Origin of the sequence: Clostridium sp. AM25-23AC, assembly GCF_003435125.1 — a bacterium.
GTDB lineage: Bacteria > Bacillota > Clostridia > Lachnospirales > Lachnospiraceae > Pilosibacter > Pilosibacter fragilis.
In genome coordinates, this window is the sequence record NZ_QWGI01000007.1 from 86,108 (window position 1) to 110,489 (window position 24,382).

Annotated in this window: 19 protein-coding genes and 1 other annotated feature (1 of these 20 only partly in view); of the genes, 18 read left to right on the forward strand and 1 reads right to left on the reverse strand. The window is 48.5% G+C overall.

All coding sequences use genetic code 11. The annotated features are described in order from the left end of the window. Positions 1-201: a binding site (T-box leader), on the forward strand (it extends 42 nt beyond the left edge of the window). Between the two features lie 215 nt (positions 202-416). The 16 genes from metG to DW677_RS06180 all read left to right on the forward strand — a co-directional run bounded on the left by metG (position 417) and on the right by DW677_RS06180 (position 20,852). Beyond that, positions 417-2,393 (forward strand): methionine--tRNA ligase, encoded by a 1,977-nt coding sequence (gene metG / locus DW677_RS06105; protein WP_021905796.1) that lies wholly within the window; start codon positions 417-419, stop codon positions 2,391-2,393. Continuing rightward, positions 2,394-3,182, forward strand: a complete 789-nt coding sequence (locus DW677_RS06110) for a TraX family protein (RefSeq protein ID WP_117566671.1) — start codon at positions 2,394-2,396, stop codon at positions 3,180-3,182. It begins immediately after the preceding gene. Between the two features lie 43 nt (positions 3,183-3,225). Continuing rightward, positions 3,226-4,086, forward strand: a complete 861-nt coding sequence (locus DW677_RS06115) for a TatD family hydrolase (protein ID WP_117512976.1) — start codon at positions 3,226-3,228, stop codon at positions 4,084-4,086. Positions 4,087-4,264: 178 nt separating this feature from the next. Then, a complete protein-coding gene (gene rsmA, locus DW677_RS06120) occupies positions 4,265-5,131 on the forward strand; it encodes a 16S rRNA (adenine(1518)-N(6)/adenine(1519)-N(6))-dimethyltransferase RsmA (protein WP_015553982.1) in 867 nt (288 codons plus the stop codon). Between the two features lie 119 nt (positions 5,132-5,250). Continuing rightward, on the forward strand, positions 5,251-5,943 hold the full coding sequence (locus DW677_RS06125) for an L-2-amino-thiazoline-4-carboxylic acid hydrolase (protein WP_015553983.1): 693 nt from the start codon (positions 5,251-5,253) through the stop codon (positions 5,941-5,943). 102 nt (positions 5,944-6,045) lie between these two features. After that, positions 6,046-7,359, forward strand: a complete 1,314-nt coding sequence (locus DW677_RS06130) for an MATE family efflux transporter (protein WP_117512974.1) — start codon at positions 6,046-6,048, stop codon at positions 7,357-7,359. Positions 7,360-7,596: 237 nt separating this feature from the next. Beyond that, a complete protein-coding gene (locus tag DW677_RS06135; protein WP_117512972.1) occupies positions 7,597-8,583 on the forward strand; it encodes a diaminopimelate dehydrogenase in 987 nt (328 codons plus the stop codon). A 140-nt stretch (positions 8,584-8,723) separates the two neighbouring features. Beyond that, positions 8,724-10,127, forward strand: a complete 1,404-nt coding sequence (locus DW677_RS06140) for an MATE family efflux transporter (protein ID WP_347473046.1) — start codon at positions 8,724-8,726, stop codon at positions 10,125-10,127. Between the two features lie 118 nt (positions 10,128-10,245). Beyond that, entirely contained in the window at positions 10,246-11,181 is a 936-nt protein-coding gene (locus DW677_RS06145) for a leucine-rich repeat protein (RefSeq protein WP_181968312.1), read from the forward strand. A gap of 17 nt (positions 11,182-11,198) precedes the next feature. Further along, a complete protein-coding gene (locus DW677_RS06150) occupies positions 11,199-12,563 on the forward strand; it encodes a VWA-like domain-containing protein (protein ID WP_117566672.1) in 1,365 nt (454 codons plus the stop codon). A gap of 195 nt (positions 12,564-12,758) precedes the next feature. Then, complete coding sequence (locus DW677_RS06155; RefSeq protein WP_117566673.1) at positions 12,759-14,306, forward strand: MoxR family ATPase; 1,548 nt, start codon at positions 12,759-12,761, stop codon at positions 14,304-14,306. A 122-nt stretch (positions 14,307-14,428) separates the two neighbouring features. Further along, a complete protein-coding gene (locus tag DW677_RS06160; protein WP_117512966.1) occupies positions 14,429-15,301 on the forward strand; it encodes a radical SAM protein in 873 nt (290 codons plus the stop codon). Between the two features lie 581 nt (positions 15,302-15,882). After that, positions 15,883-18,072, forward strand: a complete 2,190-nt coding sequence (nrdD, locus tag DW677_RS06165) for an anaerobic ribonucleoside-triphosphate reductase (RefSeq protein WP_117552744.1) — start codon at positions 15,883-15,885, stop codon at positions 18,070-18,072. Further along, complete coding sequence (nrdG, locus tag DW677_RS06170) at positions 18,072-18,623, forward strand: anaerobic ribonucleoside-triphosphate reductase activating protein (RefSeq protein WP_117469976.1); 552 nt, start codon at positions 18,072-18,074, stop codon at positions 18,621-18,623. The genes nrdD and nrdG overlap by 1 nt, the downstream gene beginning before the upstream one ends. A 431-nt stretch (positions 18,624-19,054) precedes the next feature. Continuing rightward, entirely contained in the window at positions 19,055-19,501 is a 447-nt protein-coding gene (locus DW677_RS06175) for a MarR family winged helix-turn-helix transcriptional regulator (RefSeq protein WP_117469977.1), read from the forward strand. Then, positions 19,488-20,852 carry an MATE family efflux transporter gene (locus DW677_RS06180; protein ID WP_117469978.1) on the forward strand — a complete coding sequence of 455 codons (1,365 nt, stop codon included), beginning with the start codon at positions 19,488-19,490 and terminating at the stop codon, positions 20,850-20,852. The genes DW677_RS06175 and DW677_RS06180 overlap by 14 nt, the downstream gene beginning before the upstream one ends. Positions 20,853-20,999: 147 nt before the next feature. Here DW677_RS06180 and DW677_RS06185 read toward each other — a convergent pair whose 3' ends face one another. Then, positions 21,000-21,770 carry an IclR family transcriptional regulator gene (locus DW677_RS06185; protein ID WP_199537912.1) on the reverse strand — a complete coding sequence of 257 codons (771 nt, stop codon included), beginning with the start codon at positions 21,768-21,770 and terminating at the stop codon, positions 21,000-21,002. A gap of 290 nt (positions 21,771-22,060) precedes the next feature. Between DW677_RS06185 and DW677_RS06190 the strand changes: the two genes are divergently transcribed. Both DW677_RS06190 and gltS read left to right on the forward strand, forming a co-directional pair. Next, on the forward strand, positions 22,061-23,023 hold the full coding sequence (locus DW677_RS06190) for an arginase family protein (protein WP_117469979.1): 963 nt from the start codon (positions 22,061-22,063) through the stop codon (positions 23,021-23,023). Between the two features lie 38 nt (positions 23,024-23,061). After that, positions 23,062-24,303, forward strand: a complete 1,242-nt coding sequence (gltS, locus tag DW677_RS06195; protein WP_117469980.1) for a sodium/glutamate symporter — start codon at positions 23,062-23,064, stop codon at positions 24,301-24,303. The last annotated feature ends 79 nt before the right edge of the window (positions 24,304-24,382 follow it).

A 24,382-nucleotide genomic window follows, 5' to 3' on the forward strand; every position in this document is an offset into this window, starting at 1 on the left:
AGAGACCCCGGTTGGTGAGAAAGGGGAGCAAAGAGGCGGCAGAAGATGGTCCCGGAGCTGTGCAGGTGAAAGCGGAAACCGTGTTAGCCTGTGCCGGAAGCACCCGTTAGCGTGTCAGGCTGTTTTTGACAGCCGGTGAGGGCGATGACCGTGAGGCACCGCCGAATTTAAAGTGGTAACACGAGGAGACTCGTCTTTAATAATTAAAGACGGGCTTTTTTTATTTGACAGGAAACTCCGAAGGAACGTCCTGTTAAACAAAAACGCACACTTGCGCGAGGAGGCAGGTTGTCGCAAGAGACTGCGCGAGAGCTCTGAACGTGCCAAAGCACATTCTTTTTTATGTCATTGTGCAATAAAAACGACCGGCAGGAGACAAGCCGTAAAAAGAGATAAAAAACAGGAGGAATCAATCCATGTGTACAAACTGTAAGAAACCATACTACATTTCCACAGCGATCGCCTATACATCCGGCAAACCGCATATCGGAAACACTTACGAGATCGTATTGGCAGACGCGATCGCACGCTACAAGAGAGAACAGGGCTATGACGTTTACTTCCAGACAGGAACCGACGAGCACGGTCAGAAGATCGAGTTAAAGGCTGCGGACGCAGGCGTAACTCCGAAGGAGTTCGTTGACAACGTAGCAGGACAGATCAAGGAGATCTGGGACCTCATGAACACTTCCTATGATAAATTCATCCGTACCACAGATGATTACCATGAGAAACAGGTCCAGAAGATCTTCAAGAAATTATATGATCAGGGCGATATCTACAAAGGACATTATGAGGGACTTTACTGCACACCGTGTGAGTCTTTCTGGACTCCGTCCCAGGTCGTAGACGGAAAATGCCCGGACTGCGGACGTCCGGTACAGCCGGCAAAGGAAGAGGCATATTTCTTCCGTATGAGTAAATATGCTCCGAAGCTCATCGAATATATCAACGAGCATCCGGAGTTTATTCAGCCGGTATCCAGAAAGAACGAGATGATGAACAACTTCCTGCTTCCGGGACTTCAGGATCTTTGCGTATCCAGAACCTCCTTCAAGTGGGGAATTCCGGTCACTTTTGATCCGAAGCACGTTACCTATGTATGGCTTGACGCGCTGACCAACTATATCACGGGAATCGGATATGACTGTGACGGAAACAGCGACGAGAAGTTTAAGAAATACTGGCCGGCAGACCTTCACCTGATCGGTAAAGATATTATCCGCTTCCATACCATTTACTGGCCGATCTTCTTAATGGCTCTCGGTCTTCCGCTTCCGAAGCAGGTATTCGGACATCCGTGGCTGTTACAGGGCGATGGCAAGATGAGTAAGTCCAAAGGAAACGTCCTCTATGCAGATACGCTCGTTGACTTCTTCGGTGTAGATGCAGTCCGCTACTTCGTACTTCATGAGATGCCGTTTGAGAACGATGGCGTGATCTCCTGGGATCTTATGGTTGAGCGCATGAACTCTGATCTTGCCAACATCCTTGGAAACCTTGTAAACCGTACCGTTTCCATGACAAATAAATATTTTGGCGGAATTGTCGAGAACAAGGGCGCTGCAGAGCCGGTGGATGAAGAGTTAAAGGCAACCGTTCTTGAGACGGTCAAGAAAGTAGACGAGAAGATGAACAAGCTCCGCGTTGCAGACGCGATCACAGAGATCTTCAATATCTTCCGCCGCAGCAACAAATATATCGATGAGACAACTCCGTGGACACTCGCAAAGGACGAGGCAAAGAAGGACCGTCTTGCAACCGTTCTTTACAATCTCACAGAGGCGATCACCATCGGTGCGTCCCTGTTATTCTCCTTCATGCCGGAAACTTCTGAGAAGATCCTCGCTCAGTTAAACACAGAGAAGAGATCGCTGGAGAACATGAATACCTTCGGTCTGTACCCGAACGGAAACAAGGTTACAGAGAAGCCGGAGATCCTGTTTGCCCGTATGGACATCAAGGACGTTATGGAGAAGGTTGAGGCCATGAAGGCAGCAGCCGCAGCAGAGAAACAGGAAGAGAAGAAGGAAGAAGAGAAGCCGGGCATGGACGTTGAGAAGAAGCCGGAGATCACATATGATGATTTCGCAAAGCTTCAGTTCCAGATCGGTGAGATCGTGAAGTGTGAAGAGGTTCCGAAGTCCAAAAAATTACTTTGCTCCCAGGTTAAGATCGGTTCTGAGACAAGACAGATCTTAAGCGGAATCAAGGCATGGTATAAACCGGAAGATATGGTCGGCAGAAAAGTTATGGTCGTTACGAACTTAAAACCGGCGAAGCTCGCAGGCATGTTATCGGAAGGCATGATCCTCTGCGCGGAGGATGATGAGGGCAACCTTGCATTAATGACACCGGCAAAGGATATCAAGTCCGGTTCTGAGGTCTGCTAAGTGAAAGTGCGCTTTTGCTTTTCGGCGGAACAGATAAAAAACATTGCCCTGGTCAGCATGGTCATCGACCATGCGGCCGTTGGGCTTATTGAACAGTCAGAACTGGCTTCGGGCGTTGCCTGGAGTCTCTGTGGGACAGCCATGCGCCTTGTGGGGCGTGTGGCTTTTCCTCTCTTTGCGTTTATGATCGCGGAGGGTGCGGCGCATACGAGAGACCGGAGATGGTATGCGCTGAGGCTGCTTCTGCTGGCAGTTATTTCGGAGATCCCCTTTGATCTTGTGGCGGGGGGAACATGGCTTTTTCCGGCGGATCAGAATACGGTGTTCACATTACTTCTGGGACTTCTGGCAGTCTGGGCTGGAGATCTGATCTGTGGGACCGGATCTGGAGTGTCATACGGAAACAGGAAAAAAACAGGAGATGGCGGCAGGAAGGCAGTAGGCCAGAGGAGATTTCCGTTGGAATATGAGCGGTATATCCGGGTTCTGGCGGCGGTTCCTTTCGGACTGGCAGCCTATTATCTGAAGACAGATTATGGTTTTATGGGCGTACTGCTGATCGTTATATTGTATACATTGCGCACAGAACCACAGCTTCGCACGGCTGTCTGCGCTGTATTTTTATTTTGCATGTATATGGATTTCTATGGCGCTGCGGCTTGCGTTGCAATTTTCCTGATAAACCGTTACAATGGAGAAAAAGGCGGTGGGAACGGAAGGATTTTCTATCTGTTTTATCCGCTGCATCTGCTGGTGATCCGGGGAATCAAGATGGCTGTGGGACTGTAGAAAATGAGATGGTGCAAAAAAGTCTTACGGATGCCGGCTCCGGATGAAAAAGAAAACGACATATGACTTGAGGACAGAAAGAATGGACTATATTTTTGACACACATGCCCATTACGACGATGAGGCATTTGACGCGGACCGGGAGGAAGTGCTCACGGGATTAAAAGAACAGGGAGTCGGAACCGTTGTGAATGTCGGAGCGAGCATCGCGTCAACAAAGACAACGCTGGCACTGGCCGAGGCGCATCCCTTCATGTATGCGGCGGTGGGCGTGCATCCGAACGAGACGGCGGAGCTTACGGTTGCGGACATGAAATGGCTGGAATCTCTGGCAGAAAACCCGAAGGTTGTGGCGATCGGTGAGATCGGTCTTGACTATTACTGGGACGAGCCGGAACGGGAGATCCAGAAACACTGGTTTTCGGCGCAGCTTGAGGTCGCAAAGAAGACGGGACTCCCAGTGATCATCCACAGCCGTGACGCGGCGAAGGACACGTTAGATATTATGAAGGTGGAACACAACGGTGCCACCGGCGGCGTGATCCACTGCTTCTCCTATGGAGTGGAGATGGCGAGAGAATACCTGAATATGGGATATTATATCGGGATCGGCGGAGTGCTGACCTTTAAAAACGCGAAAAAACTGATCGAAGTGGCAGAATATGCGCCGCTCGACCGGATCGTTCTGGAAACGGACTGTCCGTATCTGGCCCCGGTGCCAAACCGGGGAAAACGAAATTTCTCCGGAAATCTTCCGTATGTAGTGGAAAAGCTGGCGGAGATCAAGGGCGTTTCCGCGGAAGAGATCATCCGGGAGACGGCGAAGAACGCTAGAGCGCTGTATCGGATCACAGAGCAGGAGTTTCGGGATGATCAGACCGATCGGACTGCGATATCGGAATAGTATCAAATTTTGTATACAAGATGCATCTCATGTAACAAGTGAAAACACGCTTCGCGAGTTTCCCCTTGTTATCGCGACAGTCGCCAAGGTCTCGCGCAAGCGCGGACTTTGGCTCGTTGTTCGCGTAAATAAAAGCACCTGCGCAAAAGCGCAGTCAAAAATAGAAAGAGAGAAATAAATGGCGAATCTGGGAAACCCAAAGAATACCATAGAAATCATACAGAAGTATGAATTCATGTTTCAGAAAAAGTTCGGTCAGAACTTTTTGATCGATACCCATGTACTGGAGAAGATCATCTCCGCAGCTGGAATCACAAAGAATGACTGCGTCCTTGAGATCGGCCCGGGAATCGGAACCATGACCCAGTACCTTGCGGAGAACGCCGGACATGTTGTAGCTGTTGAGATCGACCGGAACCTGATCCCCATCTTAAAGGAGACACTGGCGGATTACGACAACGTGACCGTCATCAACGAGGATATCTTAAGAGTCGATATCAAGGCACTGGCCGAGGAATACAACGGCGGAAAGCCGATCAAGGTCGTTGCGAACCTGCCGTATTATATCACGACCCCAATCATCATGGGGCTCTTTGAGAGCGGAGTGCCGATCGACAATATTACCGTCATGGTCCAGAAGGAAGTTGCGGACCGCATGAAGGAAGGACCGGGGTCCAAGGATTACGGCGCTCTGTCCCTGGCTGTCCAGTATTACGCGGAGCCGGAGATCGTAGCGAACGTACCGCCGAACTGCTTTATCCCGCGCCCGAATGTGGGATCAGCGGTGATCCGGCTTACAAGACATAAGGAGATGCCGGTGGAGGTGAAGGATCCTGCCTTGATGTTTAAGATCATCCGCGCGTCCTTCAATCAGAGAAGAAAGACGCTGCAGAACGGTCTCGGAAATGCGCCTGAACTTCCGTATACAAAGGAACAGATCGCGGCAGCGATCGCAGAGATGGGACTCACTCCGACGATCCGCGGCGAGGCGTTAAGCCTTGCACAGTTTGCGCAGTTGTCGGATATTCTTGGAGAGATGAAATAAGAAGCATGCGGATATCTGGTCATGCGGGAAAATGAGTCTGTCCGCAGCATGGACTTTGTATACAAGCCAGAGCGCTATGGTGAAGCAGAAGAATAGAATAAAGGACGGGAGGAAGCATTATGGGATTTACAGAACTGTCACACGCGTTTATCGCGGCAAAATATTATGTTTACCTGAAGGAAATCTTCGGTGACCGCGGCGAGGCGGCATTTTTGCATGCTACCCGATATTACGGCGAACAGCGTGGACGTCGGATGGCACAGCGGGCGATCCGGGACGGAAAACCTCTGACTTATGAGACATACTGCCAGTACGGTGAGTGGGTCAACACGGAAGAGGTGAAAGCACAAGGACTCGGAAACCAGTCCGAGACGACAAGCTTAAGCCCGGACTTTCAGATCCACATCCATGTCTGTCCGTGGCACACCCAGTTTAAGAATATGGGACTCCCGGAAGCGGGGCTTCTCTATTGTAAGGACCTGGATGCGTCCATTTCCCGAGGCTTCAACCCGGAGATTCGCTATGAGGTCTCCCAGACACTCCATGACCATGATTATTGTATACAGACGATCCGGAACGCCGGTTTGACGCCGGAGTCCAATATGGCAAAAAATCCGGCAGGCCTCAGATCTTTCGAGTACCACTGCGCTCACTCCTACTGGGCATACCGGGAAGTTTGTGAAGCAATCTTCGGGGAAGAGGGGACACGGATCGCTGAAAGAGTCCTTGATGATTTTGCCGCAGAGTATGGAAAAAAGATGGCAGACACGCTGGCAGGATATGCAAGGACGAATTTTAACATCGCAGACTAAGAAATCAGCAGCTTTGCAAAAAGAGCTGCTGAAATATTGCTGTTAGAAAGAAGAACAAGGTATATCGAAATACATTTTGAAGAATATTGAGGAGCAACACTTATGAAACAGATCAACATGCTGGAATCCCCGGTCCGCCAGGTATTTTTCAGTTACCTGGTGCCGTCCATCAGCGCGACGCTCGTGACATCTATTTATATTCTGGCTGACACGATGATGATCGGACGCGGAGTCGGTGGTTCCGGTATTGCGGCGATGAATATTTTACTGCCGCTCTACAACACATATTTCGGGATCGGAATGATGTGCGGAGTCGGCGGCAGCGTTCTCTTTGGGTTTTCCAGAGGACGCGGCGATGAAAAACGCGCCAGAAGTTATTTTACGGCGGCACTCTGTGTGGTGCTTGCTCTGTCAGCAGTCTTTCTGATATTGGGAAGAATCTTTTTCAACCCTCTGATTACTTTTATGGGAAATACCCCGCTCTTAAATGAATACACCGTGCCTTACGGAACTGTGCTCACAACAGCGGCTCCCATGTTTGCCCTGTCTTCATTCCTTCAGGCATTCGTCCGAAATGACGGTGCGCCGAAGCTTGCCATGGCGGGCGTGATCAGCGGAGGCGTCACCAATGTGATCCTGGATTATGTATATATTTTTATCATGAAATGGGGAATGGGAGGTGCGGCGCTGGCGACAGCCACCGGAACGACACTCACGGTGCTGATCCTCGCAAGCCATTTTTTCTCGAAAGATAACCACTTGAAGCTGGAATTTAGCGATGTGTGGAGACGGGTGCCGGAGGTGCTCGGAAATGGGCTCGCAAGCTTTATTCTGGAGATCTCCAACGGCTTCGTGATGTTGCTGTTTAACCGCCAGCTCCTCGCTTACGTGGGAGAGATGGGAATCACGGTCTATGGAATCATCACAAACACCGCGCTTGTGGCATCGTCCATTTCCAACGGTATCGCTCAGGCAGTACAGCCGTTGCTTTCCGCGAACTTTGGCGCGGGAAACTTGAAGAGAGTCGGCGAGGCGAGAAAACTGGGAGTCCGGACCGGATTTGCCGCAGGCTTCATATTCACTGCGATCGGCATGCTGATCCCGGTACAGTTGTCCTATCTGTTCCTGGACCCGACACTGGAGATCCTCACAATGGCGGTCCCGGCGATCCGGCTGTATTTCCTCTGCTTCTTAGTCAGCGAGTGGAACATCATCAGCGGAATGTATTTCCAGTCTACTGTAAGACCGCGGTTTTCTTTAACGATCACACTGCTCCGCGGAGTGATCTTAAACAGCGTGTTCGTGTTCCTTCTCCCGGCACTCTTTGGTGTAGACGGAATCTGGCTTACGGTGACTGTATCAGAGTTCATCACGGCGGGCGTTGCGTTTGTGCTTATGAAAAGGGAAAAACATTAATATATTAAAAAATATGTAAACAACGGACTCAGGGATCTTTGAGAAAAAGGATTTCGGATTCCGTTGTTTCTTTTTTCATTACCGTGTTCCCAGAAGAACCTTCCGGTGGCAGGTTTTGCAGGTGTATCTGGAAGAAACAGGAGACAAATTCGTTAAACTTATTTCAATTGACACTATAACGGCCTATTGGTAAAATGGAGATAGCGACATTAAATAAAGAAAGAAGAGGAGAACAATATGACGATCAGAATCGGAATTATGGGTTATGGAAATCTTGGACGCGGCGTTGAGTGCGCCATCAAACAGAATCCGGATATGGAGCTTGCGGCAGTATTTACAAGAAGAGATCCGAAAAATGTAAGGATCCTGACCGAAGACGCAAAGGTTTACCATGCGGACGAAGCGAAACATATGACAGATAAGATCGATGTCCTGATCCTTTGCGGCGGAAGTGCGACAGATCTTCCGGTGCAGACACCGGAGTATGCGAAATATTTCACCGTAGTGGACAGCTTTGACACACACGCGAGAATTCCGGAGCATTTTGCAGCTGTCGATGCAGCGGCAAAGGAAGCAGGAAATGTAGCAGTGATCTCCGCAGGCTGGGATCCGGGTATGTTCTCCTTAAATCGTGTATACGCAAATGCAATTCTCCCGGATGGTAAAGACTATACATTCTGGGGCAAAGGTGTAAGCCAGGGACATTCCGACGCGATCCGCCGCATTGATGGCGTGAAGGACGCAAGACAGTATACAGTCCCGGTTGAGAGTGTACTGGAGAGAATCAGAAATGGCGAGACTCCGGAGCTCACAACGAGAGAGAAACACACAAGAGAGTGCTATGTTGTTGCTGAAGAGGGTGCTGATCTTGCACGCATCGAAAAAGAGATCGTAACGATGCCGAACTACTTCTCCGACTATGACACAACGGTTCATTTCATCAGCGAGGAAGAGATGAAGCGTGACCACTCCACACTCCCGCACGGCGGTTTCGTGATCAGAAACGGAAAGACCGGATGGAATCAGGAGAATACACATGTGATTGAGTATCGTCTGAAACTGGATTCCAACCCGGAGTTCACTTCCTCCGTGATCGTTTGCTGTGCCCGCGCCGCATTCCGCATGAAACAGGAGGGAATGAGCGGATGCAAGACCATTCTTGACATTCCGCCGGCATACCTTTCCGCAAAGAGCGGCGAGGAACTCAGAAAGAATCTCCTGTAATCATAAAAAGAACCTTTAAAGGCGGCGAAAGAGCCGGCCTTTGATCAATCATATCTCCGCCCTGTGTCCGCAGCCGACAGATACAGGGCGGAAGTATCAGTTGCCATGCATTCAGAAAAGACTGCAAACGGGATCCATGCATGGCGGATTTTGTAGAGGGTGAAGATATGACACTTAAGAAGAATCATCCGGCAGGCTACAACGGGATCACGGACGGTGTGATCTGGCAGCAGCTTCTGCTCTTTTTCTTTCCGATCCTGTTCGGGACATTTTTCCAGCAGCTTTACAACACGGCAGATGCCATGATCGTTGGAAAATTCGTTGGAAAAGAAGCACTTTCCGCGGTAGGGGGTACGACAGGAACGTTGATCAACCTGTTAGTTGGTTTCTTCGTCGGAATGTCCTCCGGCGCGGCCGTTGTCGTATCCCAGTTCTATGGGGCAAAGGAAGACCAGCAGGTGCAGAAATCGGTCCACACATCGTTCTGTCTGGCGCTGGCCGGCGGTGTGGCACTCTTAGTGATCGGTGAGATCTTCACTCCGGCTGCAATCCGGGCTATGGGTGCTCCCGAAGAGATCCTTGGATATTCTGTGACATATCTCAGGATCTATTTTCTGGGTATCATAGGAAATCTGGTCTATAACATGGGTGCTGCGATCCTACGAGCTGTGGGAGATTCGAAGAGACCGCTCTATTTCCTTGTGGCGAGCTGCCTGACCAATATTGCTCTGGATCTCCTGTTTGTAGTCTGTTTTCATATGGAAGTTGCCGGGGCGGCGCTTGCGACGATCATGTCCCAGCTTTTATCGGCAGTACTCGTTATGATAACGCTGATCCGGACAAAAGAATCTTACCGTTTTATCCCGAAGGAACTCCGTGTGGAGCCGGTATTATTAAAGAGGATCATAAAGATCGGTCTTCCGGCGGGACTCCAGTCCATGATGTACTCGATCTCCAATATCCTGATTCAGGCAAACATCAATGGATACGGAACGAATACGATCGCGTCCTGGGCGGTTTACGGAAAGATCGACGGTATTTTCTGGATGACTATGGATGCCATGGGAATCTCCGTGACGACCTTTGCGGGTCAGAACTTCGGTGCGGGCAAGATCAGACGTTTAAAGAAGGGAACCTACGTGGGACTTCTCATGTCGACGATCATCACGGCGGCACTCGGTCTGTTTATGTTTACGGCGGGACCGGTTCTGATCAGTCTCTTTACGAACGATGTGGATGTTATGGCTGAGAGCATGAACATCCTTTGTTTCCTGGTACCGTTCTGGTTCTGCTATATCTGCGTCAACGTATATCCGTGTACTCTGCGCGGTGTGGGCGATGCCCTGATCCCGATGCTGATCATCTGTGTCGGTACATGTATCCTGCGTGTGATCTGGGTATTCGGCGCAGGCGCAGTCCATCCGGGACTGTACACGACGCTGACGAGCTATCCGTTAAGCTGGAGTATCACTTCGCTGGCATTCCTGGTATATTATTACCGGTTCAGTGCGATGAGAAAGTTAAATAAACTGATTGAAGAATAAGCATAACTGTTCGGCAGGTCTGTGAACTTATTGCGCTGGTCTGCTGAACAATTATAATAAGTGTAACTGGAATATGGATGTTGAATTTGAATTTAAAGAGAAAAATGGGGGCGCTTGTGTGACAAAGCTTTTGGCACCAGGCGCCGTCTGCGTGGTTCCGGAAAGTCTGGGCGGACTCCCGGTGACAGAGCTGGCGGACAAGGTATTTTCGGGGAGTGTGGTGGAGAAAGTCTATCTACCTCGGACACTCACCCGGATTGGAAGATATGAATTTTATAGATGTGAGGAACTTCGGGAGATTCATTTTTACGGGGAGCTCCGGGAAGTCGGCGGCGGTGTGTTCACGGGCTGCCGGAATATCAGGAGTCTGACCGTGCATATGGGGATGGATGAAGAGTCGGCACTCAGGGATTTTGTGACGGAGATCAATGAGAGAGTCACAGTGCATGTGTTTATGCAGGGCGGACAAAATCGAATGCAGGACGAGAGAGATACGGACTCTGAACGAACAGCGCTGGATTCAAGTGCTTTTGAGGAAGAGAACGGGGAGACAGAGACTGCGCGTGTGATCTTCCCGGAATACTACGACGAGGCGGTGGAAAATACGCCCGCCAGGATCACGGTATCCAATATCCACGGTGCGGGGCAGAAGTACCGCTACTGTTTTGAGGGACGAAAATTCCGATTTGACAGGTATGATAAAATGTTTGTGTATGAAAAAGCAGAGGAATCGGTTCTCATGGCATCGAAGATCGCGGTGACCCGGCTGCAGTATCCGAAAGGACTGTGGGAGAGCGCGAAAAAGGAATATGAAAAGTTTCTTATGGAGAATCTTTATGAAGTACTTCTCGGCAGCCTTGAGGACCCGGAGACCATAAAATGGATTGCGGGACAGTATTTAACACCGGAAAAGAATCCGCTGACGGCGGATAAGATGTCGGGGCTGATCACGGAGATCTCGAAAAAGCATCTGCCGGAGCTTTTGGGGATGTTTATGGAGATCCAGAGGAAGAAGTTTGGCGTAAAGAAGAAAAAGTTTGATTTTGATTTGTGAGGAGGTCAGAAATCGTCATGAGAGAAGATGCGGCATGGTCGCCGATCCTGAGAGAGCAGGGCGCGCTGGAAGAACTGGCGGCGATCGGCGTTGAGATCATACGGAACGCGAGGAATGAGCTGTATCTTTCCATGCGGTTTCTCGACGTGGCCTTAAATGGTCTGTTACCGGTGGCGGACAACAGCATCAAGGGAATCGGAACGGACGGAACCTTATTATCATTTGAGACAGGATACATCTGCGGCTGGTACCGGAGAAATCCTGTTTATGTAAACCGCATGATCCTGCACGAGACTTTCCACTGTCTCTTTGTCCACCCATGGTCGAGAAAAAAGCGGACAGAGGAATACTGGAATCTGGCATGCGATATCGCTGTGGAATCCCTGATCGATGGAATCCACAAGCCGTGCGTCCATCTGCCGATGTCACCGGTGCGGGTGGAATTTTATGGACGTCTGAGGAAAAAGATCAAGGTACTGAACGCGGAGAGCATCTATCACACTATGCAGGAGATGGAGCTTTCGGAGATCGAATATGAGCGGCTCTGCCGGGAATTTTGCCGGGACGATCATTCCAGATGGGAGAAAGAGGACGAGAAAAAGTCCCCGAATCCCAACCGGAACCGAAAAAACGATTGGGATGACAAGCGGGAGAAGATGCAGGCGGAGATGGAGGCGTTTTCCAACGAGGCGGCGGATGACTCCAGGGAGCTGATGGACCAGCTGGCGGTGGAAAACCGGGAGCGGTACGATTACCGGAAATTTTTGCGGAAATTTTCGGTGCTGAAGGAGACGGTTCAGATCGATCCGGATGCGTTCGACTATGTATTCTACAATTATGGCATGCAGTTATACGGAAATATGCCGTTGATCGAGCCCCTTGAGACGAAGGAAGTCCGGCGGATCGAGGATTTTGTGGTCGTTATCGACACTTCGATGTCATGTTCCGGGGAGCTGGTGAAGAAATTCCTGGAAGAGACCTACGGGGTGCTGGCTCAGTCGGAGAGCTTCTTTAAGAAGGTCAATATCCACATTTTGCAGTGCGACGATAAAGTACGGCAGGATGTGAAGATCGAGAGCGAGGAGGACCTTCGGAATTATATGGACCACATGGAGCTCCATGGCATGGGCGGGACTGATTTCCGCCCGGCATTCCTGCATGTGGACCAGATGATCAAGGCGGGAAAGTTCAGCAGGCTGCGGGGACTTCTCTATTTTACGGACGGATATGGGACATTTCCGGTGAAAATGCCGCCCTACGACACGGCCTTCGTGTTTATGCGGGATAATTATACTGACGCGGACGTTCCGCCCTGGGCGATGAAGGTGATTCTGGACCCGGAGTCGATGGAGGACGTGGGGAAAATATTAGATGGAAAATAGTAACTGTTCAGTAGGTCTGCGCATTTACTGCGCTGACCGTAAGAAAACTTAGAATGGAAGGCAAAAATCCTATCGGCATAGCCGATTTGGAATGGATTTTTGCGCGTAACTGTGGGGGTACTGAACAGTTACGGAAAGTAAAAGGTTTGACAGGCTGGTTCACGGACTGTAAAAATTATACCGGAGTAAAAAGATATGAACATCAAGCGTGCAAAACAGGAAATTAAAAATACGATACAGGTGTATCTGACGAAGAACGCACACGGGGAATACGAGATCCCGTCCATGCGGCAGCGCCCGGTGCTGCTCATCGGTCCGCCAGGAATCGGAAAGACCCAGATCATGGAGCAGGTGGCGCGGGAGTGCGGGATCGGTCTCGTCTCCTACACGATCACACACCATACGAGACAGAGTGCCATCGGTCTCCCGTTTATCTCGGAGAAGACTTACAGTGGGAAGAATGTCCATGTGACGGAATATACCATGAGTGAGATCGTCGCGGCGATCTACAATAAGATCGAGGACACAGGACTCTCCGAGGGACTTCTCTTCATTGATGAGATCAACTGCGTTTCCGAGACATTGGCCCCGGCCATGCTGCAGTTTTTGCAGTATAAGACTTTCGGAAATCATAAGATCCCGGATGGCTGGATCATCGTGGCGGCAGGAAACCCGCCGGAATACAATAAATCCGTGCGGGAATTCGATATTGCGACCCTGGACCGCATCAAAAAGATTGATGTGGAGGCAGATTTTGAGGTCTGGAAGGAATACGCGAAACAGGCGGATATCCATCCGGCGATCCTGTCGTTCCTCACCGCAAAGCCGCAGTATTTTTACCAGGTGGAGACCACCGTGGACGGAAAAGTGTTCGCGACACCTCGTGGATGGGAAGACCTCTCCGGATTTTTGAAGGTCTGCGAGAAGGTGGGGCTTACCTGCGACCGGGAGGTTGTGGTACAGTATATCGAGCACCCGCGGATCGCGAAAGATTTTGCGAACTATCTGGAATTATATAAGAAGTATCAGGCGAGATACCAGATCGACGAGATCCTGGAAGGAAAGCGGGACGAGCACCTGATGGAACAGGCGGCGAAAGCGCCGTTTGATGAGAAGCTTTCGATCATCAGCCTGATTTTAGCGAAGCTCGATGTGGAGTTCAAGGCTTATGCGCAGAAAGAGGATTATCTGGAAGTGCTGTTTGGAGAGCTGAAAGCATTCAAGAGAAGCTTGGAAGGTAAAGCGGAGGCAGGAGAAATGATAGAGACAGTGCCGCAGACTCCAATCGCCATCTTTTCCCAGCAGATCGAGGCATTCACTGCGGTATCCGAGCAGAAACAGAAAGCTGGACTCCTCACGAGGTCGGAAAAGTATCGCTGTGCCGATATCACAGCGGCCATGAACCGGTATCTACAGACTGTGAAAGCAGAACTGTTATCTGATGGCGGTGAGATATTCGATCGGTTCCGGGAGATGTTTGGCGAAGAACGGACAGAACTGGAAAATCTGTGTGCCCATGCCGGACAGGCGCTGGAGTACGCCTTTGATTTCATGGAAGGAACGTTCGGCAGCAGCCAGGAGATGGTGGTATTTATCACAGAATTGAATTCCAGTGCCTCGGCAGTGCGGTTCTTACAGGAGAATGAGTGCGAACGGTATTATGAATACAATAAAAATCTATTGTTTGATGAAAAACGGGCAGATATTTTGAGCCGGTTGGACAGATTGGGAGCATTCTTTTAAAGAAATGTGGAGCTGAAAAATCCTTAAAGACAGGATTTGCAAAATAAGTATATAAAATAGGGTTGTGCTTACGGAATCATGTGAGCATGTGTTAAAGAGAAATTGGAAAGGAAAATTATCATATGGAATACGAAGGAACCGTATACCGCCCGCCGAGCGAGGCGAGAAGTTTAATTATCCAGGTGACTGTGGGCTGTGCCCATAACCGGTGCACGTTCTGCAATATGTACCGGACGAAAAAATTCCGTGTGCGGACAAAAGAAGAGATCATGAAAGATCTGGACGAATGCCGCGATTACTACGGACCGTATGTCAGCCGCGTATTCTTTGCAGACGGTGATGCACTGGTGGTAAAGACAGAACTTCTTTTAGAGCTTTTAGCCTACGTCCACAAAAATTTCCCGTATGTGGAACGAATCACCTCCTATGGGACTGCAAAGGATGTTCTGGCAAAGTCTGAGGAAGATTTAAAAGCCTTAGCGGCAGCAGGACTCGAGATGGTCTATATCGGAGCGGAATCCGGCGATGACCGCGTTCTGGAGCATATCCATAAGGATGTGACGGCTGCCCAGATCGCGGCGGCGGGACAGAAATTGAAGCGCTGCGGCATCAAGATCTCTGTGACGCTGATCTCCGGCCTCGGCGGAAGAAAAGGGATCCGGGAACATGCCATCAAGTCCGCGGAGCTGATCAATCAGATGAATCCGGAGTATGCCTCCTTCCTGACGCTGCGCCTCTATGAGGGGACCCAGATGAATGAGGAAGTAAAACGCGGGGAGATGGAGCTTATCACCCCGGACGAGATCGTGGAGGAAATGGAGCTGTTTTTAACGCACATCGATTCTCCCGGAACGATCTTCCGGACAAACCACGCGTCCAACTATGTAGTGCTTGCGGGAAATTTTAACGAAGATATTCCGAAAATGCTGGCACAATTGGAGGACGCAAAAAAAAGACAGCGTTACCGCCTTGAAGAGTGGCGCAGACATATTTAAGTAAGAAGAACAGAGAAAACAGTCCCGCAGGCTTTCTGGACGCTTAAAACGGCAGAAAAACAGCTTGCGGGACATGCCTTTTCAGGGACTTTCCGGGACGATCCCGGAGGGGACTCTTCTTGTGGATTGTATTCAAAAAACAACAAGATATAGTTTTGAATCATGAATTTTTCACCATATATATGGTTTTGGTATATCATATTTATATAGCAGTACTCCTTGCAATCCTGGAACAATACAGTTATAATAGAATCGTTCTCGCGTGAGTGACTAAAAATAACACGGCGGGAATACGACATGACCGCCTTAAGAGACTCGTGGCGGCAGGTCCGACAGATCAATCATAAAATATCTAAATCAGATAAAATTTCTGTATAATTCTGAAAAAACAAACTGTATATACAACCAAGAAAACTATCAGCAACTGAAATGTACATGCCTGAGGCCGGCCGGTAAATGCGCGGACCTGTAGGTCAGCTGTGTTTTTTGACAGAATAGACAGAAGAGAAAAACAGGCAACGGCAGTTGTGCGTAAAACGGACAATTCTGCCAACACAATGAAATGAAACGGGGAATCAGGGATGAAGATCATCAAAAGAAACGGAGCGGAGGAAAGTTTTGACACGCTCAAGATCGTAAATGCGGTCCAGAAGGCGTGCAATGCCACAGAAAATGCCTATCTGGCACCGGAACAGCTTACGGATATCGCGGATTATGTAGAGTATAAGTGCAATAAGCTGGGACGTGCTGTGTCTGTAGAGGAGATTCAGGATATGGTCGAGAACCAGTTGATGGCTATCGGAGCTTTTGCGATTGCGAAAAATTATGTGCGCTACCGCTATGACCGCTCTCTGGTGCGGAGAGCAAACACGACGGACAACCGGATACTGTCCCTGATCGAGTGCAACAACGAAGAGGTTATGCAGGAGAACTCTAACAAGAACCCGACCGTCAACAGTGTGCAGCGTGACTATATGGCTGGAGAGGTCAGCAAGGATCTCACGAGAAGACTTCTTCTTCCGGAAGATATTGTTGAGGCGGATAAGCAGGGAATCATCCACTTCCACGACTCCGACTATTTTGCACAGCATATGCACAACTGCGACCTTGTAAACCTGGAGGATATGCTGCAGAACGGCACTGTAATCAGCGAGACCCTGATCGAGCGCCCGCACAGCTTTTCCACAGCCTGCAACATCGCGACCCAGATCATCGCTCAGGTTGCCAGCAACCAGTACGGCGGACAGAGCATCAGCCTTGCGCATCTCGCTCCGTTCGTCCAGGTATCGAGGGTGAAGATCCGTCAGGAAGTGATCGGCGAGATGAAGGATCTTGGAATTGCTGTGACAGAGGATCAGATCGATAAGCTCACGGAGGAGCGTCTCCGCAGAGAGATCACGAAGGGAATCCAGACGATCCAGTATCAGGTTGTAACACTCCTCACCACAAACGGACAGGCACCATTCGTTACCGTTTACATGTACCTCGACGAGGCAAAGAACCCGCAGGAGAAAAAAGACCTTGCGATGATCATCGAGGAGACCTTAAAACAGAGATATCTCGGCGTTAAAAATGAAGCCGGCGTATGGATCACACCGGCATTCCCGAAGCTGATCTATGTTCTCGATGAGGACAATATCACTCCGGATGCGCCGTATTACTATTTAACAGAGCTTGCGGCAAAATGTACCGCAAAGCGCATGGTTCCGGACTACATCTCCGCGAAGAAGATGCGGGAATTAAAGGGCGATGTGTATACATGCATGGGCTGCCGTTCCTTCCTGACCCCGGACCGTTCCTATGTAAAAGGAAACCTTGCGAATGCAGGAAACTACCGGGAAGGCGAGCGCAAGTATTATGGCCGCTTCAATCAGGGCGTTGTGACGGTAAACCTTGTTGATATCGGACTCAGCGCAAGAAAAGACATGAACAGGTTCTGGGAGATCTTTGATGAGAGAATGGAACTCTGCCACCGCGCAATGCGCTGCCGCCACGAGAGATTAAAAGGAACCTTATCCGACGCGGCTCCGATCCTCTGGCAGTATGGCGCGCTTGCCCGCTTAAAGAAAGGTGAGACCATCGACAAGCTCCTCTATGACGGATATTCCACACTTTCCCTTGGCTATGCAGGCCTCTGGGAGTGTGTATACAGCTTAATCGAGAAGAAACTGACTGAGCCGGAAGGAAAGAAACTCGGTCTTGAGATCATGCAGAAGTTAAATGACTACTGCGCGAAGTGGAAAGAGGCGGAAAATATCGATTACAGCATCTACGGAACCCCGCTGGAGTCCACAACCTACTCTTTTGCGAAGAGTCTCCAGAGACGCTTCGGCATCGTAAAAGGCGTAACCGACAGAAACTACATCACAAACAGCTACCATGTACATGTAACGGAACCGATCGACGCCTTCAGTAAGTTAAAATTAGAGTCTGAATTTCAGGCACTGTCCCCGGGCGGAGCGATCAGCTACGTGGAAGTTCCGAACATGCAGGATAATATCCCGGCTGTTCTTCAGGTCATCCGCTACATCTATGACAATATCATGTACGCGGAGTTAAATACGAAGAGCGATTACTGTCAGGTATGCGGTTACGACGGCGAGATCAGGATCATCGAGGATGACGGAAAGCTCGTATGGGAATGCCCACACTGCGGAAACCGTGACCAGAGCAAGCTCAACGTCGCGAGACGTACCTGCGGATACATCGGAACACAGTTCTGGAATCAGGGCAGAACGCAGGAAATTAAGGAAAGGGTACTGCACCTGTAATGAATTACGGAGAGATCAAAACATGTGATATTGCAAACGGTGAGGGAGTCCGCGTGTCCCTCTTTGTGTCCGGCTGTACACATCACTGTAAAAATTGCTTTAATGATGTGGCGTGGGATTTCGGATACGGAAAGCCGTTTACGGAAGAGACGGAAGAAATGTTATTAAAGGCGCTGGAGCCGGATTTTGTGGATGGATTATCGCTTCTCGGTGGAGAACCCTTTGAGCCGGAGAACCAGCGGGTACTTCTTCCGTTCTTAAAGAAAGTGCGCGAGAGATTCCCAAAGAAAAATATCTGGTGCTATACCGGTTATCTTTTCGATAAAGAGCTTCTCGGTGAGAGCCGGGCGAGATGTGAGTGTACGGATGAGATGTTAAGCCTGATCGATGTCCTCGTGGACGGCGAGTTTGTTCAGGAACTTTACAGCGTGGCACTGGCATTCCGCGGTTCGGAGAACCAGAGGATTATCGATGTGAAAAAGTCTCTGGAAACAGGGGAGATCGTCTGGCATGATCTGGTGAGCCGGGGAATCTCGATGAAGTTTAATTAGAATATAAAGCTATATATAGAAAAGATCCGGCAGTTGGGTTGTTTTACGGGAATTTTTGATTCTGTAAGACAACTTGATTGTCGGATCTTTTTGATGTAATAGGAAATTCCGAAGAATTCCCTGTCACACAAAAGGCACTAACGTGCCAATGATGCGCACTTGCGCGAAGATGTAGATTGTCGCAAGCGACTGCGCGAATGTGCCAGGGTGCAAATTCCGGTCGACCTGGGGAATATGCAGCCAAGGCACCTCTTTTTTATAAAATCTGTAGTGCAGGTAAGGACATCATGTGAAGAACGAGATCTGGATATGGCACCTGGATAGGATTAGAATGCTTAGAACTGCCGCTGCTCTTGACTTTTTAAGAATAGTCCTGTATACTAATATAGTTCTAAATAGAACAGTTCACTTTTGAACCAGAGGTGATACACATGAAATTTGTTGATTTTATGGCGGACAGCCGGGATTTCTATACGGGGCTCATTGATCCGGTCTGCAAAAAATACGGGCTGACCCAGATGGAATTCAATATTCTGCTGTTTCTCGCCAACAATCCGGAGTGCGACACCGCCGCCCGGATTATCAAGAAGCGGGCTTTTACAAAGTCCCATGTTTCCATGTCTGTCCGCTCATTAGAAGAGCGCGGACTGCTCACAGGGGAATATTATGGGACGGACCGGAGGACGATCCATCTGAAACTTACAGACGCTGCTGCGCCGATGGTCTCTGATGGAAAAAACGTCCAGAAACGGGCTGCTGAGATCATCTGCCGCGGATTCTCCCCGGAAGAGCACCGGATGCTGTTCGAACTTATGAACCGGATCAATTCAAACATTTCAGATTACAGGAAAGAAGGAAAACTGCATGAACAACAGTAAAGAATTTCTTGGGACAGAGCCGATCGGAAAGCTTCTTTTCAAGCTTGCCGTTCCATCTGTCATTGCACAGATCGTCAACATGCTGTACAACATCGTTGACCGGATCTACATTGGACATATCCCGGGAAGCGGAAGTCTCGCCCTGACCGGTGTCGGCGTCTGCCTGCCGATCATTATGGTGGTCTCCGCCTTCGCGGCCCTCGTCGGCTCCGGCGGTGCGCCGAGAGCGTCGATCTTTATGGGAAAAGATGACATGGACTCTGCGGAGAAGATTCTCAGCGGCTGTTTTACGGTTCAGATCATCATTTCTGCGATCCTGACAGCAGTCTTACTGTTGTTTGGCCGCTCTATGCTCTTGACTTTTGGAGCCAGTGAAAACACCATCGACTATGCCGTTGATTACATGAGTATTTACGCTGTCGGAACGATCTTTGTCCAGATGACGTTAGGCATGAACATGTTCATCACGGCCCAGGGATTTTCAAAGACCAGTATGCTGACGGTTACCATCGGAGCTGTCTGCAACATCATTTTGGACCCGATCTTTATCTTCGGGTTTGGCATGGGCGTAAAGGGTGCGGCTCTCGCGACGATCATCTCTCAGGCGGTATCCTGCGGATGGGTTCTCGCGTTCCTGACCGGAAAGAAGACCTTCTTACGGATCAAAAAGGAGTATTTAAAGCCGGTTCCATCTATCGTTTTTCCGTGTCTTGCGCTGGGACTTTCCACATTTGTGATGCAGTCCAGTGAGAGTGTTATCTCGGTATGCTTTAACTCTTCCCTGTTAAAGTACGGCGGAGATCTGGCAGTCGGTGCCATGACGATCCTTACAAGTACGATGCAGTTTGCAATGCTGCCGCTTCAGGGAATCGGACAGGGCGCACAGCCGATCATGAGCTATAACTACGGAGCGAGAAATATCGACCGTATGAAGAAGACATTCAAGCTCCATCTCGTGATCTCCCTGATCTATTCCACGTTGTTCTGGCTCTTTGTCCAGCTTTTCCCGGCAACCTTCGCGGGAATCTTCAGCTCCGATCCAGAACTCGTTTCCTTCACTGCAGGCGCTCTGCGGATCTACTGCGGTGCGATGTTCCTCTTTGGAATCCAGCTCGCCTGCCAGATGACCTTCGTTGCCATCGGATATGCGGTATGCTCGATCATCGTGGCAGTTGTGCGTAAATTTGTGCTTCTGCTTCCGTTAATCTTCATTGTTCCGATGTTCGTCAGCAATAAAACGCTGGGCGTCTACATGGCAGAGCCGATCGCGGATGCGATCGCAGTGACATTCACGGCGATTTTGTTTTCAATTCAATTTAAAAAGGCACTTAAAAAATTAGATAAGGCATAATAATCTTATACGCATATAGAAAAATCCGATGATCAGGATAACTGCACCAGTAAAATCGTACAGTATCCGATTATCGGATTTTTATTTCAATGGAAACAGTTTGATTCAAGACTTTGCTTGTCTAGAAAATATACTGAGTAAAAGGTTTTAAAGAGCTTCCTTTCTTTTTCCATCACATTTTAATAATATATTTTTAACTGCCTGTTGCAATGAATGTACCAGAACCATATAATCTAAACCGCGTAAACGCTCAACAGGTCCGGAGTAGGTTAGTGTATAAATATGATCCGGCATAGGAAGTGGAACTGCTACGGCAGCGACTCCCTCATCTACCTCCCCTTCGGAGATACAATATCCCCGCTGCCGGATTTCTTTTACTTGATTACGCAGCTTTTCTTCCAGACCAGGATAATTTTGAATTAGACGTTCAACCAATTCATCTGATTGTGCAGCCAGCAAAGTCTTACCGGTTGCACCACAATCTAAAGGTACAATATAACCGTTTTCACTTGAAATTCCCAAATTATGATGTCCTTTTACAAGATCCACGCAAATGCCCGTATCTCCGCGCAAAGAGGAAAGCACGACGGTTTCATTGTGTAAATCACACAAGCGGCGCATTTCTTCACTGATTAGCTGGCGTGTGGTATAGTGCACAGACACGGCAGATGCAATCATTAAAATACCGCTGCCCAACCGGTATTGTCCATTGGTGCTGGATTGCTCGATCCAGCCTACAGACTGCAGTGTGCGCAAAATACGGTATACTGTTGTTTTATGCAGACCAATCGCGCGGCTGATCTCAGTTAGGCTTAAATATTCCCGGCGCTGGGAAGCATAGTAATCTAGAATTTTTGTGGCATGAAGTACCGAATTTACCATAGGTGTGGAGGATTCAATAAAATTCGTATCGCCCATAAAGATTACTCCTTTTCTGTGTCCATTTTCTGAGTGGGGTGGCACTTTGCGGTCAGCGCAGTAAAGGCGCGGACTTATTAGACAACTACTAATGTAGTTTCATTATAGTAAACTGCCTGAAAAAAGTCAATCTGATATGTACTAGAATAGAAACAAACTGTTTCACGTGAGTGTCTGTATTTCAAAATAGACAACAAAACCTTGACTTATTTCTTAGATAGCATATAATGATATCAGAAAGACACAAAAACAAAACGCGTTTCAAAATTGTGACTAATAGGAGGTTTATTATGAATGCTTTTACTGTACAAGATGCACCGTTAAATATGGCACCTACTGGTATTGCGACTTTTGCTAAAGTACCGATCTGCTATGATATTCATCACGCTAATGCAGATATCGCTATTTTGGGCGCGCCATTTGATCTGGCGATTCAGGGAAAAACAGGATGTCGCCTTGGACCGCGTGGAATCCGCAATGCATCTACCCGCTTCCGCATGAAAAAGGGCGGCAACTATGATCCTGAGCGTAATAAGAGTTATCTGGATACCGATCTGTGGCGCGTGGTAGATTGTGGTGACTGTGATTATGTTCCGGGTGATTTAACTGCTACGAATAAAAATTTGGAAGAAGCAGTTCGCATTCTGGCAAAGCAGGGGGTTATGCCTATCGTTTTAGGTGGTGACTGTTCAGTCGGTCATCAAGCTGTAAAAGGATTAGATTGTTATTCCCAACTGGACATCATCCATTTTGATTCCCATCTGGATTGGACAAAACCGCTGAATGGTCAGCCATATTTCAATGGTTCACCTATGCGAAATAATTCCACACTGCCATATGTGGAAAAAATGATTCATCTGGGCATTCGCGGTATAGGAAGCAGTGGACCTGCTGATTTTGAGGAAGCACGTGCAAATGGCGATAAAATATATTCTGTTAAGGATTATCGTCGTGTTGGAATTGAAGAAATTTTAAAGAATTTGGAAGCTGGCCGTAATACGTTTATCCATTTTGATATTGATGCTATGGACTATCCGTTATCGAAAGGTACAGGATCTCCTATGCTGGGTGGATTTACATACGATGAAGCAACTGAGATGTTGGAAGCGATTGCGAACCACTGCAATGTAGTTGGTATGGCTATGACAGAAGTTGCTCCACAGTATGATGATGAAGGTGACACTACCTGTTACACAGCGGCTCGCCTGACTTGTGATCTGATGGGGTTTGCAACGAAAGCACGTGAAAAATAAAAAACTTGTCTGCTTTACAAAAAAAGGAGGATGCGCACATGTCGTTTGAGGTCATTGATTCCCTTTTTACCATCAAGGCTGATGGTATTATGACAGTTGCCATGGCTGCTGTGATATTGCTTATCGGTTTCTTTATCAAGAGCAAGGTTAAATTTTTGGAAAAATATTGTATTCCAGCACCTGTTGTTGGCGGATTCCTGTTTATGTTTGTCACTTTTATTGGTCATGTGACGGGAACATTTGCATTTTCGTTTGACAGTATGTATCAGTCGCCATTTATGCTTGCTTTCTTTACAACAGTTGGATTGGGCGCAAGTATCAGTTTACTGAAAAAAGGTGGCATGTTACTTATTGTTTACTGGCTGATTGCGGGTATTATCTCTGCTTTTCAGAATGTGATCGGCATCGGTGTAGGCAAGCTGGTTGGATTGGAGGCTCCTTATGCATTGCTCTCCAGCGCTATTTCCATGGTAGGTGGTCATGGTGCAGCGGCTGCTTATGGCAGTACATTCGCGGATATGGGATATACAGCAGCACCTCTGGTAGGAGCGGCAGCAGCAACGTTTGGATTAATCAGTGCTGTTATGGTAGGTGGCCCAGTTGGACGGCGGTTAATTGTAAAATACAATTTAAAACCGGATGCATCTGAAAATTTCGAGAGTGATATTAATACAGTAAACGCAGCCGGAGCAGCAAAGCTGAGCAGCCTGGATGTAATAAAGAATGTGACAGCTTTACTTGTTTGCATGGCGCTGGGAACTATGGTTTCCGGTTGGATTGGAAAGCGAATCGGAATGAGCTTTCCTACTTATGTGGGCGCAATGTTTGTAGCGGTAATAGTTCGCAACCTTAATGAAAAATTTAATTTTTATAATTTCGATTTTGCGATAGTTGATGGAATCGGAGATGTTATGTTATCACTGTATCTGTCTATTGCACTGATGACGCTGAAATTGTGGGAATTAGCTGGTCTGATCGGCGGTGTTCTGGTGGTGCTGATCTGTCAGGTAGTATTCATGGTTCTTGTCAGCTACTTTGTAGTATTCCGCCTGTTAGGAAAGAACTACGATGCAGCTGTAATGTGTGCTGGTCTGTGCGGCCATGGTCTAGGTGCTACTCCATCAGCAATTGTGAACATGACTGCTGTGAATGAGCGTTATGGCATGTCCCGCCGCGCAATGATGATTGTTCCTATCGTTGGCGCATTCTTGGTTGATATTATTTATCAACCGCAGACAATTTGGTTTATTAAGACCTTCGTACAGGGGTTTGTCGGTTAAAACCTTATGAAAATGCATTTAAAAACTCTATTAGGTTTTGCACATAAGTGTTCAAATTGATTATATAACACTTACATAA